9 protein-coding genes are annotated in these 12,302 nt (G+C 70.3%); 1 reads left to right on the top strand and 8 read right to left on the bottom strand.

Annotated features, from left to right (window positions below):
- Positions 1-30: 30 nt before the first annotated feature.
- The 4 genes from hemG to AKJ08_RS03195 all read right to left on the bottom strand — a co-directional run bounded on the left by hemG (position 31) and on the right by AKJ08_RS03195 (position 3,822).
- Positions 31-1,392, bottom strand: a complete 1,362-nt coding sequence (gene hemG / locus AKJ08_RS03210) for a protoporphyrinogen oxidase (RefSeq protein ID WP_050724738.1) — start codon at positions 1,390-1,392, stop codon at positions 31-33.
- A 91-nt stretch (positions 1,393-1,483) separates the two neighbouring features.
- Positions 1,484-2,524 (bottom strand): uroporphyrinogen decarboxylase, encoded by a 1,041-nt coding sequence (gene hemE, locus AKJ08_RS03205; RefSeq protein WP_050724737.1) that lies wholly within the window; start codon positions 2,522-2,524, stop codon positions 1,484-1,486.
- Positions 2,525-2,630: 106 nt separating this feature from the next.
- Positions 2,631-3,515 (bottom strand): oxygen-dependent coproporphyrinogen oxidase, encoded by an 885-nt coding sequence (gene hemF / locus AKJ08_RS03200; RefSeq protein WP_050724736.1) that lies wholly within the window; start codon positions 3,513-3,515, stop codon positions 2,631-2,633.
- A gap of 115 nt (positions 3,516-3,630) precedes the next feature.
- A complete protein-coding gene (locus tag AKJ08_RS03195) occupies positions 3,631-3,822 on the bottom strand; it encodes a twin-arginine translocase TatA/TatE family subunit (protein WP_050724735.1) in 192 nt (63 codons plus the stop codon).
- A 208-nt stretch (positions 3,823-4,030) separates the two neighbouring features.
- Between AKJ08_RS03195 and AKJ08_RS19050 the strand changes: the two genes are divergently transcribed.
- Complete coding sequence (locus tag AKJ08_RS19050; protein ID WP_050724734.1) at positions 4,031-4,366, top strand: YtxH domain-containing protein; 336 nt, start codon at positions 4,031-4,033, stop codon at positions 4,364-4,366.
- Between the two features lie 207 nt (positions 4,367-4,573).
- Here AKJ08_RS19050 and ligD read toward each other — a convergent pair whose 3' ends face one another.
- The 4 genes from ligD to AKJ08_RS03170 form a co-directional block, all read right to left on the bottom strand.
- Positions 4,574-6,430, bottom strand: a complete 1,857-nt coding sequence (gene ligD, locus AKJ08_RS03185) for a DNA ligase D (RefSeq protein WP_050724733.1) — start codon at positions 6,428-6,430, stop codon at positions 4,574-4,576.
- Between the two features lie 134 nt (positions 6,431-6,564).
- On the bottom strand, positions 6,565-7,965 hold the full coding sequence (lpdA, locus tag AKJ08_RS03180) for a dihydrolipoyl dehydrogenase (RefSeq protein ID WP_050724732.1): 1,401 nt from the start codon (positions 7,963-7,965) through the stop codon (positions 6,565-6,567).
- A gap of 93 nt (positions 7,966-8,058) precedes the next feature.
- A complete protein-coding gene (odhB, locus tag AKJ08_RS03175) occupies positions 8,059-9,330 on the bottom strand; it encodes a 2-oxoglutarate dehydrogenase complex dihydrolipoyllysine-residue succinyltransferase (protein WP_050724731.1) in 1,272 nt (423 codons plus the stop codon).
- A 12-nt stretch (positions 9,331-9,342) separates the two neighbouring features.
- Positions 9,343-12,156, bottom strand: a complete 2,814-nt coding sequence (locus AKJ08_RS03170) for a 2-oxoglutarate dehydrogenase E1 component (RefSeq protein ID WP_050724730.1) — start codon at positions 12,154-12,156, stop codon at positions 9,343-9,345.
- Positions 12,157-12,302 lie beyond the last annotated feature (146 nt).

The following is a 12,302-nucleotide window of genomic DNA, read 5'->3' as shown; positions in this document are numbered from 1 at the left end:
CGCCAATAAATCAGCAGAGCGAGAGCGCTTCTAGCGATCGAGGATCTCGGTGGCGAGGGGGGCGGCAGCGGCGATGCAGTCGTTGACGCCGATGCCGCGCCACGCGTTGCCGCCGAGGTGCACTGGTCCAAGCCGTGCGATCCGCTCCATGGCTTCCCGGCGCCGGGCCTCGTGGCCGATCACGTACTGCGGGATCGCCCGCTGCCAGCGGATCACCTCGGCCAGGCTCGGATCGCCAGAGGCGCCGATGATGCCGCCGAGCTCCGATGCCGCGAGGGTCGCGAGCTCCGCCTCCGGGCGGGCGGCGAGCTCGGGCCGGACGGCGCCGCCGATCATCACGGTGAAGAGCGCCTGATCCGGCGGCGCGCGCCACGGGAAGATCGATGAGACGAAGATCGCGCCCAGGATCCCGCGCCCCTCGTGGGGGGGCACCAGGAAACCGAAGCCGTCCAGCGGGTGGGCGATCCGCGCGCGGGGCCACGCAAGGTGGACCACGGCCATCGGCGCGTAGGGGACGCCGGCAGCGAGCTCGCCCAGCGCCGGGTCCAGCGGCGCGAGGAGCCTCGAGGCCACGTCGGCCGGCGCCGTGATCGCGACGGCGTCCGCGTCCAGCTCGGCGGCCCTCCCGCCAGAATTCGTGTGAAGTCGGACTCCACTCTCCGTGACCGACAGCGCGTCGACCCGCACGCCTGTGCGCACCGCCGACCCCAGGGTCTCGGCGAGGCGCGCCGGGTAGTGGCCGAGGCCGCCCTCCACGCTGGTGAGGACGCCGCCCGGGCCTGCGGGACCGCCGGCCCCCTTCTTCTCCCGCTGCAGCCGGATCATCCCGAGCACCAGCGAGCGATGGGCCCTCTCGAGCTCGGCCATCTTGGGGAAGCAGCTCGCGAGGGAGAGCTTCTCCACGTCCCCGCCGAAGATCCCGAGCACCATCGCGCCGAGGAGATCGCGGGTCGCCCGGGCGCCCAGGTGCCGCCTGCCGAAGTCGGCGATGGACTCGTCCACGCCGGGCTTCGCGCGCCGGGAGAAGGGCTCCAGCGCGACGCGGGCCTTGGCGAAGGGCGGGAGGATGTCGGAGCGCAGGAACGCCGGCGGCGTCGAGGGCACCTCGCGCAGCGCGCCGCGGACGAAGACCCAGCGGCGCTTCGCCGCGGTCTCCGCCTGGCGAAGGGAGTCGCGGAGGCCGATGCGGGACGCGAGCTCGAGGGTGGCGGGCTCCTTGTCGAGGAAGCCGTTGGGCCCGGCCTCGAGGAGGAAGCCGTCCTTGCGACGGGTGGCGATCTTGCCGCCCGCCCGATCGTCGGCCTCGAGCACGAGGGGCTCCGCGCCGGCGGCCGCCAACCGCTCAGCCAGCGCGAGGCCCGAGATCCCTCCGCCCACGATCGCCACTCTCATGCCGTGCGTTCCTCGGCGGGACCCCTCGCGTCAGCACGAAGGGGCCCCGTTCCAGTCCGAGGGCGGCGTAAGCCCCCGGTTGCAGCAGAGCTCAGGCCTTGCGGGCGCCGAGGCGGTGGACCTCGTTCACCAGGTGGCGCGCGTGATCCGGATCCGTCGGAGGCGTGATCCCGTGGCCCAGGTTGAAGATGTGCCCCGGCCTGCCGGCGTTCTGCGAGATGATCTCCTCGACGCGCCTGGTGATCTCCTCCTTCGGGAGGAAGAGCGCCGTCGGGTCGAGGTTGCCCTGGACCGCGACGTCGTCGCCGAGGATCTTCCGCGCGTCCTTCAGCTCGATCCGCCAGTCGAGGCCGAGCACGTCGGCGCCGGTGTCCTTGAGCTTGGGGAGCAGCGTGGACATCCCGGTGCCGAAGAAGATCACCGGAACGTGCGGCGCCTTGGCCTTCACGTCGGCAACGATCCGCTGCACGTACGGGAGCGTCCACCGCTCGAAGTCGGCGGGGCCGAGCTCGCCGCCCCACGAGTCGAAGATCTGCACCGCGTCGCAGCCCGCCTCGATCTGGGCGACGAGGTACTGCCCGATGGCCGACGCGATCTTGCCGAAGAGCTCGTGGGCCAGGCGGGGCTCGGTGGCCATGAGCCGCTTCACTCCGAGCCAGCTCTTGGAGCCGCGCCCCTCGAGCATGTAGGCGGCGAGGGTGAACGGCGCGCCGGCGAAGCCGATCAGCGGGACGCGTCGGTCGAGCGCGCGGACCGTCTGTCGGATCGCCTCGAGGGTGAACGGCGTGCGCTCGGACGGATCGAAGATCGCGAGACGCTCGATGTCGGCCTGGTTCCGGATGGGCTCCGGGAGGACGGGGCCCTCGTTCTCGTGGAACTCGACCCGCATCCCCATCGCCTCCACGGGGATGAGGATGTCGGAGAAGAGGATCGCCGCGTCGACGCCGATGAGGTCGACGGGCTGAACGGTCACCTCCGCCGCGAGCTCCGGCGTCTTGCACAGGCCGAGGAAGGTGGTCTTGCCCCGGACCTCGCGGTACTGCGGCAGGTAGCGGCCCGCCTGGCGCATGATCCAGATCGGCGTGGTGTCGACGGGCTCGCGCCTGCAAGCCTTGAGGAATCGGTCGTTCACGATCGAAGCCCTTTCCGAGCGCCGGGACGGCGCCGCTTTGTGGAGGTCGCGCGACGGAAGCGGGCGCGAGGTTGACTAGGAGCCTGTTGCGTAGCGAACGGGCAGACTACGCCCAGTCGCGGGGCTGGTAGTAGGCGACCGCCTGCTCTTCGGGGGAGCCGGGCTTGGGCGTCGGGTCGTAGTCCCAGCTCGCCAGCGGCGGCAGGGACATGAGGATCGACTCGATCCGCCCGTTGGATCGCAGGCCGAAGATGGTGCCCCGGTCGTAGATCAGGTTGAACTCGACGTAGCGGCCGCGGCGGTGGAGCTGCCACGCGCGATGGCGCTCGTCGTGGGCGTCGTCCTTCCGGCGCTCGACGATGGGCAGGTACGCGGGTAGGAAGGCCTCACCGGCGCTCCGCAGGAAGGCGAAGCTCTCCTCCGTGCCCGCGAGCTCGTCGAAGAAGATCCCGCCCACGCCCCGCATCTCGCGGCGATGCGGGAGGTAGAAATACTCGTCGCACCACTTCTTGTAGCGCGGGTAGAGCGCAGGTCCGTGGGCGTCGCACGCGGCCTTGAGGGTGCCGTGGAAGTGCCGGACGTCCTCTTCTCGCGGATAGTAGGGCGTGAGGTCCGCGCCGCCGCCGAACCACGCCGAATCCCCACGGGCCAGGAAGCGGAAGTTGGCGTGGACCGTCGGGACGTGGGGGTTCCTCGGGTGGAGGACGAGCGAGACGCCGGTGGCGTAGAACTCGGGCCCTGCGCCCTTGAGGTCGCGTGCGAGCGCGGAGGGCACCTCGCCGTAGACGGCGCTGGTGTTGACGCCGGCCTTCTCGAAGACGGCGCCGCCTTCCATCACGCGGGAGATCCCGCCGCCGCCGCCCTCGCGCTCCCAGCGGTCCTCGTGGAACCGGGCCTTGCCGTCGGCCGCCTCCAGCGCAGCGCAGATGCGATCCTGGAGGTCGCGGACGTAGGTGCTGGCGCGATCGCGCAGCGATGGAGTCTCGGCCATGTCGCCTCCGCCGGCCTCGCCGGCGAAACGGAAGGGAGCCGTCCGGCCCCTGCCGGGCGGCGTGCTCGTCCCGTCCTGGTCCGGAAACGGGGTCGGATCGGCTCGGAAGCCGGGACTAGGCCTTCGGCTTCGAGGCGGTCGACGGGGAGGACTCCTCGTCCTCGGTCTCGTCGCCGGACAGACCCTTCTTGAAGTTGCGGATCCCGCTGCCGAGGGCCTTGCCGAGCCCCGGGAGCCTCGTTCCGCCGAAGAGGATCAGGATCAGCGCGAAGATGATGAGGAGCTCGCCCGGTTTGAAGCCAAACATCGTCCACCTCGTCTGCGGGGTCGCGGGCCGCCGCGAGCCGCCGCTGCGGGACCAGATACCCAAAATGCCCCGGCTGCGCAATTCGCGCGCGGACTCTTTCGCGGGTGACCCCCGAAATACGCCCCGGCCGTGCCGGTGGCCAACGCACGAGGCGGCTCCTACCTTCCTCGGGAGCGGGATCCGCTCGAGGGGATGGGAGACGAGCGAGATGAACTGGAGCATGGACTCGAAAGAGCTGCGAAAGAACGCCAACCAGCTTCGCAGGGACGTCGGCCGCAGGTTCCGGTCGTTGCCGAGCTACGACCTCGACGATGCGCTCGAGCTGGTCGGCCTTCGCCGTGCGCCGCGTCCCGCCCTTCGCTTCTTCAGCGGCCTCGGCCTGATCCTGGGTGGCGTCGCCGTCGGCGTGGTGGCCGGCATGCTCCTCGCGCCGCGCCGCGGCAGGGAGCTTCGGAAGGAGATCTCCCAGACGGCGCTCTCGGGCGTTCGATCGGGCGCGGCGGGGCCCTCGGTGCGGATGCAGGGCGCCCACTCCCAGCAATAGAAAACGAGAAAGTGCCTCGCGCGCAGCGGGCTGAAGAGAGCGGAAGCAACGTCCCGATCTCTTCAGCCACTCAGCGAGCATGCGCCTGGCCGCCGGCCTGCTCTTCGGGGGAGGCCTCGGCTTTTCGGGGGGACCGGCCGGGCGCCGCGGTTGCCGCGAAGGAGATGGGCCGGCTCCCATCTCCTTCGCGGCGACTCGCGTTTTTCATCAGAGGCTGGGGAGTCGAATACCCTTCTCCAGGATCGGCCCGAAGAGATCGCCCACCTCGTCGAGCCTCCCGGGCATGGTCCGCAGGTTGAACGCGCCCGGCTCGAGGCCCTCATTCACCTCGTCCCAGCGCAGCGGAGCGGACACCGGCGCGCCGTCCGACGCCCGGAGCGAGTACGGGGCGGCGATCGTCTTGCCGTAGCCGTTCTGGTAGCAGTCGATATAGAGGCGGCCCCCGCGCCGATCCTTCATCCGCTCGAGGGTCACCTGCGGGAGGACCTGCTCGACGGCCCGCCCCACCGTGAGCGCAAACCGCACCGCCTCGTCGTGGCGCTGCCCCGGGGCCATGGGCACGAGGACGTGGAGGCCGCGCTTCCCGGAGGTCTTGGCGAGGCTGGGGAGGCCGAGGGCGTCGAGGAGGGCCTTCAGCGCCCCGGCGACGTCCACCGCCTGGCGGATGTCCTCGCCCTCCGCCGGATCGAGATCGAAGATCGCCCAGTCGGGCTCGTTCAGGCTGTCGGTGCGCGACGACCACATGTGCACGGTGAGAACCGACCGCTGGGCGAGCCAGCGCAGCGTCTCCCGGTCGTCGACGAGGAGGCGCCTCTCCAACCTTCGCCCGGATTGCGAAGGGATCGCGGCCAGCGTCATCCAGCTCCTCGCGTCGTCGTCCGAGATCTTCTGGTGGAACCAGCCCGGCTCGTCGATCCCCTCGTTCCAATGCTCGAGGGCCACGGGCCGACCCGACAGGGCGCGGAGGAGCGGCCCGGCCATCGCCTGGTAGTAGGCGGCGACGTCCGCCTTGGTGATCCCGTCGCGGGGAAAGAGGATCCGGTCGGGATGGGTGAACCTCACGCCGGCATCCGACCGCGCCTTTGGGATCGCTCGCCCGGGAGACGGCTCCGGCGGCGCTGCCGCCTCGCGCACGCAGTCGGCGGGGGACTTGTCGACGCGCAGGCCCTTGAACGATGGCTGCCGGAGCCGGCCCTCCGAGGTCCACTCCGTGAAGCGGACCTCGGCCACGAGCTCCGGGCGCACCCAGACCGCCCCTCGCAGACGGGGCGGATCGACCACCGGCGACCGCCGCACCACGCTCTCCGAGAGCCGCCGGAAGAGTGCCTCCCGGTCGGCGGCCGTGAAGCCCGTGCCAACCTTGCCCGCGTAGCGGAAGCGGTCGTCCATGGCGACCGCGAGCAGGAGGGAGCCGATCGCGTCGCCGCCGGTGGACGTGCGCTCGAAGCCGACGATCGCCAGCTCCTGGGCGGCGACGGCCTTGCGCTTCCGCCACGCGCCGGGGTGCCGGGCGCGGTACGGCGAGCCATGCCGCTTGATCACGATCCCTTCGAAGCCCCGGCGCTCCGCTTCGCTCAGGGCGTCCTCCGGGGGCCCGTCGAGGCGCTCCGCCAGACGCAGCGCAGACGATCCTTCACCGATCACGCGGGCGAGACGGTCCCATCGCTCTTCCAGCGGGAGACCTCGCAGGTCGGCGCTGTCTTGCTGGAGCAGATCGAAGGCGAAGAAGACCACGTCCTCGCCGTCGCCCCGCTGGAGGAGCTCGAAGCGGGGCACACCGTCGGGGTCGAGAACGCAGATCTCGCCGTCGATGATGGTGCTCGCCGCGCCGAGACCCTCGAGGGCCCGGACGATCGCAGGGAACCGCTGGGTGAAGTCGAGGCCGTTGCGGCTCACGAGCGCGGCTTGCCCGCCCTGAATTGCGGCGAGAGCGCGGTAGCCGTCGTACTTGAGCTCGACCCAGCCCTGCCCGCCTCCGTCGGCGAGGACGGCGCGCATCGGCGGGAGGAAGCTACGGGCGAGCTCGAGGGGAGGGCTCTCGGTGGCCGGGTCGGGAGGTCGCATCCCTCCCAAGGTCGGCACGTCGCGGGCGTGCGCCTACTTCGTCGCGTCGCGCGAAAGCCGCGCGAGCGACGCGGGTGCTCGTCTGGCGCGAGAGGGGGCGCCAGACGGGCGCCTCCCCTCCGGTACATCTGCGCCTACTTGTGGATCGCCCGGCCTTCCACGTCGAGGGCCGCTTCCTTCACGATCTCGGCGAGGGACGGATGGGCGTGGCTCGAGCGGGCGATGTCCTCGCTGCTCGCCATCATCTCGATGGCGACCGCGAGCTCGGCGATCAGATCGCCCGCGCGGGCCCCGATGATGTGGGCGCTGAGGATGCGGTCGGTCTTCGCGTCGGCGAGGATCTTCGCGAAGCCCTCGGTGGCGTTCATCGCCCGGGCCCGGCCGTTGAAGCGGAAGGGGAAGGTTCCCTTCTTGTACGAGACCCCGGCGGCCTGCAGCTCGGCCTCGGTCTTGCCCACGGAGGCGATCTCCGGATCCGTGTAGACCACGTTCGGGATCGCGTCGTAGGTCACGTGGCCGGACTTGCCCACCATCAGCTCCACCGCGGCCATGCCCTCCTCCTCGGCCTTGTGGGCGAGCATGGCGCCGCGGATCACGTCGCCGATGGCGTAGACGCCGGGGACGTTGGTCTCGAAGCGCTGGTCCACCTCGACCCTGCCGCGGCCGTCGAGCTTCACGCCGACCTCGGCGAGGCCCAGGCCGTCGGTGAAGGGCTTGCGGCCGACGGCCACCAGCACCTTCTCCGCCTCCATGGACTGCTCCTTGCCGTCCGCGTCGAGGAAGACGACCTTGCCCACGCCGTCGGCCGCCTTGGCGGACTGCACCCGGCAGCCGACCAGGATCCGCATGCCCTGGGCCGAGAAGATCTTCTGCGCAGCGGCGGCGAGCTCGTCGTCCATGCCGGCCATGAGGCGCGGCAGGAACTCGATCACGGTCACCTCGGCGCCGAGGCGGCTCCACACCGAGCCGAGCTCGAGGCCGATCACGCCGCCGCCGATCACGATCATCCGCTGCGGGACGTGCTGGTAGTCGATGGCTTCGTCGGAGGTGCCGACGATCGCGCCGTCCAGCTCGACGCCGGGGATCAGGGCGGGCGCCGAGCCGGTGGCGATCAGGATCCGCTTCGCCTCGAGGGTCTGCTCGGAGCCGTCGGCGCCGCGCACCGACACCTTGCCCGGAGCGGTGATGCGGCCCGTGCCGAGGACGCGCTTCACCTTGTTCTTCATGAAGAGGCCGTCGACACCCGAGGTGTTGGCCTTCACGACCGCGTCTTTGTGGGCGAGCATCGTCGGCAGATCGAGCTCCACGCCCGAGGCCCGGACGCCGAGCTTCTCGGCGCCGTGCTTCGTGTGAGCAAATACGTGGCTGGCCTCGAGCAGCGCCTTCGAGGGGATGCACCCCACCCGCAGGCACGTGCCGCCCAGGGCCTTCTCCTTCTCGACGCACGCGACCTTCATTCCGAGCTGCGCAGCCCGGATCGCCGCCACGTACCCGCCGGGGCCCGCCCCGATCACGACCAGATCGAATGTCTCCACGATTCACGCCTCTCGAGGCTCTCGCGCGGCCTCGGACAAGAGAAAGGCCGCGGCAGCTCCTGGCTGCGCGCGGCCGTTCGAAGGGGGCCTGCTTCAGACCTCGAGCAGGATCCGCTCGGGCGCCTCGAGGCACTCCTTGATCCGGATGAGGAACTGGACCGCCTCGCGGCCGTCGATGATCCGGTGGTCGTAGGAGAGGGCCAGGTACATCATCGGGCGGATCACGATCTGGTCGTCGACGACCACCGGCCGCTTGATGATGTTGTGCATCCCGAGGATGGCGCTCTGCGGCGGGTTCAGGATCGGCGTCGAGAGCATCGAGCCGTAGATGCCGCCGTTCGAGATCGTGAACGTGCCGCCCTGGAGCTCCTCGAGCTTGAGCTTGTTCGCCTGGGCCCGAACGCCGAAGTCCGCGATCACCTGCTCGGTCTGCGCGAACGAGAGCATGTCCGCGTCGCGGATCACGGGGACCGTGAGGCCCTTGCCGCCGCCGACCGCCACGCCGAGGTCGTAGTAGTTCTTGTAGATGATGTCGTCTTCGCGGATCTCGGAGTTCACCAGGGGGAACGCCTTGAGCGCCTCGATCGACGCCTTCACGAAGAAGGACATCATCCCGAGCTTGATGCCGTAGCGCTTCTGGAACTGCGGCTGGTGACGGGCGCGGAGCTCCATCACCTGCGTCATGTCGACCTCGTTGAAGGTCGTGAGCATGGCCGTGTTCTGCTTGGCGCTGAGGAGCCGCCGCGCGATCGTCCGGCGCAGCGGCGTCATCGCCACCGACTGCTCCTCGCGGCCCGCGTGGATCGCGGCCACGGCGGGGAGGCCGGCCGGAGCGGCGGGGGCCTTGCGCTCGGCCTTGGCTTCCGCCTTGCCCTCGGCCTGACGGAGGGCGTCCTCCTTCAGGATCCGGCCGCCGGGGCCGGTGCCCTCGACGGCGGAGGGCTCGAGGCCGGCCTCGGCCATGATCCGCCTGGCGGCGGGGCCAGCGGCGGGAGCCGCCGCGGAAGGCGCAGCAGGCGCGTGCACCACCGGAGCCGGCGTCGGCGCGGCAGCGGCGGGCGTGGGCGCCGCCGGCTTGGGCGCGGCAGGCTCGGCCTTGGCGGCGGGTGCACCGGCGGAGGGCTTCTCGGCCTCCTCGATCTCACCGATGGTCTCGCCGATCTTCACCGACGAGCCATTGCCCTTGAGCACCTTGCGGAGGATGCCGCCCACCGGGGCGGGCACTTCGAGCGTCGCCTTGTCGCTCTCCACCGTCACGATGGTCTCGCCGCGGGCCACGTAGTCGCCGGGCTGCTTCTGCCATTTCTCAATGGCCGCCTCGACGATCGACTCCCCGAGGGACGGTACGGTCACGTTCACCGACATCTTCTTCTCTCTTCAGCGGGAGGAAAACTGGATGGGAGCGAAGGCGGTCTCGATGATCCGCCGCTGCTCGAGCTTGTGGCTCGCGTTCGAGCCCGTTGCGGGGCTCGCGGCCGCGGGACGCGTGACCTGCGCGAGGGGGACCCGGAGGATCCCGCTGTTGACGAGGGCGTTCCACATGTGGAGCCACGCGCCGTGGTTGGCCGGCTCTTCCTGCACCCACACCAGCTCGGCCATGTTCGGGTAGCGGCCGAGGGTGCGCTCGATCTCCGCGATCGGGTTCGGGTAGAGCTGCTCGATCCGCACGATGGCGACGTCTTCGCGCTTCTTGTCGCGCCGCTCGGCGAGGAGCTCGTAATAGACCTTGCCCGTGCAGAGCAGCACGCGGCGCACCTTCGAGGCGTCGCCCTCGCCGCCAGCGGCGAAGAGGGAATCGTCGATCACGCGCTGGAACTCGCCGGTGGCCAGCTCCTCGAGCGACGAGACCGCCTCGGGGTTGCGGAGGAGGCTCTTCGGCGAGAACACCACGAGGGGCTTGCGGAAGGGCCGCAGCACCTGGCGCCGCAGCAGGTGGAAGAACTGCGCGGGCGTGGTGGCGTTGCACACCTGCATGTTGTCGTCGGCGCTGAGCGAAAGCCAGCGGGCGATGCGGGCCGACGAGTGCTCGGGCCCCTGCCCCTCGAAGGCGTGGGGGAGGAGGAGCGTCACGCCGGAGAGGCGGTGCCACTTGTCCTCGCCGGAGGCGATGAACTGGTCGATGATCACCTGGGCGGCGTTGACGAAGTCGCCGAACTGCGCCTCCCAGATTGTGAGGCCGTCGGGCGTGTCGAGGCTGTAGCCGTACTCGTAGCCGAGGACGCTGACCTCGGAGAGCGGGCTGTTGCGGACCTCGTAGTCCGCCTGCCCCTCTCGGAGGTTGTTCAGCGGCGTGTAGGTCCCACCCGAGGTGTAGTCGTGGAGCACCGAGTGCCGGTGGCTGAAGGTGCCGCGCTCGCAGTCCTGGCCCGAGAGCCGGATGCGGGTGCCGCCGTCGACGAGGGTCGCGAAGGCCAGGGCCTCGCCCATGCCCCAGTCCAGCGGCCGCTTCCCCTCGCCCATCTCCCGCCGCTGCTCGAGGAAGCGCACGATCTTGGGGTGCGCGGTAAAGCCCGGGGGAAGCATGGTGAGCTTCGCCGCGAGGTCCTGGAGCACCGGGAGGGCGACGCCGGTCGAGATGTCCGCCGTGTCGCGCTCGAAGCCGCCGGCGTACTTCGCCCAGAGGCCCGCCATGGCGGAGGGGCGCTTGCGCTTGTGGCCGCTCCGCTGCTCGGCGAGCTGCTCGTCGAGGACCTTGCGGCGAGCGGCCGCGATCTCCTCAGCCTGCTCCGGCGTGACCTGCCCGAGGGACTCGAGCTTCTTCACGAACTGCTCGCGGATCGAGGGATGCTCGTGGATCTTCCGGTACATCTCCGGCTGCGTGAACGTGGGCTCGTCGCCCTCGTTGTGGCCGTGCTTCCGGTAGCACCAGAGGTCGATCACCACGTCCTTGCCGTAGCGGGCGCGGAAGTCGGTCGCGAGCTGCACGACCTGCACCACGCTCTCGGGATCCTCGCCGTTCACGTGGAAGATCGGGATCTGGAGCATCTTCGCCACGTCGGTGGCGTAGCGGGTCGAGCGGGCGTCCCGGGGGTCGGTGGTGAAGCCGACCTGGTTGTTCACCACGACGTGGACCGTGCCGCCGACCGTATAGCCCGGCAGATCGGCCATGTTGAAGAGCTCGGCGATGATCCCCTGGCCGGCGAAGGCCGCGTCGCCGTGGATGAGGAGCGGGAGCACCTTGCGGCGCTCGAGATCCTTGCGGCGGTCCTGCTTGGAGCGGACGCGGCCGGCCACAACGGCGTCGACGAACTCTAGGTGGCTGGGGTTGAACGAGAGCGAGAGGTGGACCTTCTTGCCGTCCACGTCCCGATCGTTCGAGTAGCCGAGGTGGTACTTCACGTCGCCGCGGCCGATGTAGAGGTTCGGATCCTCGTCGGCGAACTCCGCGAAGATCTCGCGAGGCGGCATCCCCATCACGTTCGCCATCACGTTGAGGCGGCCGCGGTGCGCCATGCCGATCACGACCTCCTCCACGTCGTGGGAGGCGGCCCGCTCGATCACGAGCTGCACCATGGGGATCAGGCTCTCTCCGCCCTCGAGGGAGAAGCGCTTGGCGCCGACGAAGCTGGTGTGGAGGAACTGCTCGAAGATCTCCGCGTCGGTGAGATCGGTGAGCAGCTTGATCTGCTGGCTCCGATCCAGGGCGACGTGGTTCTGGGTGGACTCCATCCGCGTCTGGAGCCAGTCCCGGACCTCGGGATCCTCGATGTGGGCGAGCTCCACGCCGATGGTGCGGCAGTAGGTCTCCTCGAGGTGCGCGATCAGCTCGCGCAGCGTGCCGCGGAGGCCCCCGGCGGTGAAGGTCTTGTCGAGGCTCGACTCGTCGAGGCCGAACTCGGAGAGCTCGAAGTGGCTCACCGGCGACGAGGGCGCGGGCTGGAGCGGGTTCAGGTGGGCGAAGACGTGGCCCTGCTGCCGGTACCGCTGCACGAGCTGCCCGACGCGATCCTGGGCCGCCTCACGGGCGAGGCGCTTCTCGTGCTCGGAGGCGGGGGCGCCGTTCATCGCCCGCGGCGCGAAGATGCTGCGGGGCGCAAACGCCGGGCCGGTCGGCGGCGTGCGATCGCCGAGGCCGCGGAAATAGTTCCGCCACGCCTCGTCCACCGAGGACTCGTCCTCGAGGAAGCGGGCGTAGAGCTCTTCGATGAACGGGAGGTTGTTGCTGGGCAGGGGCTGTGAACCGATTGCCATCTCTGAACCACTCCGGGGCGAAAGCGTTGGCCGCTGACGGGCGCGAAACATAACCCAACCGCACGAGCCGCGCCCCTTCCTTTCGATGGGCCGCTCGGCTGCCGCCAGTACTCCATTCGTCCGGAAAAGGAAAGCCGGTTGAAGGC

Source organism: Vulgatibacter incomptus (genome assembly GCF_001263175.1).
Classification (GTDB): Bacteria; Myxococcota; Myxococcia; order Myxococcales; family Vulgatibacteraceae; genus Vulgatibacter; species Vulgatibacter incomptus.
Note: the sequence above shows the minus strand (reverse complement) of the source record. Positions and strands in the feature narration are given on the sequence as shown.

Excerpts from the sequence above, each read along its gene's own strand:
- hemG (WP_050724738.1), bottom strand. The coding sequence starts at position 1,392 with ATGAGAGTGGCGATCGTGGGCGGAGGGATCTCGGGCCTCGCGCTGGCT.
- hemF (WP_050724736.1), bottom strand. The coding sequence starts at position 3,515 with ATGGCCGAGACTCCATCGCTGCGCGATCGCGCCAGCACCTACGTCCGC.
- AKJ08_RS03195 (WP_050724735.1), bottom strand. The coding sequence starts at position 3,822 with ATGTTTGGCTTCAAACCGGGCGAGCTCCTCATCATCTTCGCGCTGATC.
- AKJ08_RS19050 (WP_050724734.1), top strand. The coding sequence starts at position 4,031 with ATGAACTGGAGCATGGACTCGAAAGAGCTGCGAAAGAACGCCAACCAG.
- ligD (WP_050724733.1), bottom strand. The coding sequence starts at position 6,430 with ATGCGACCTCCCGACCCGGCCACCGAGAGCCCTCCCCTCGAGCTCGCC.
- odhB (WP_050724731.1), bottom strand. The coding sequence starts at position 9,330 with ATGTCGGTGAACGTGACCGTACCGTCCCTCGGGGAGTCGATCGTCGAG.
- AKJ08_RS03170 (WP_050724730.1), bottom strand. The coding sequence starts at position 12,156 with ATGGCAATCGGTTCACAGCCCCTGCCCAGCAACAACCTCCCGTTCATC.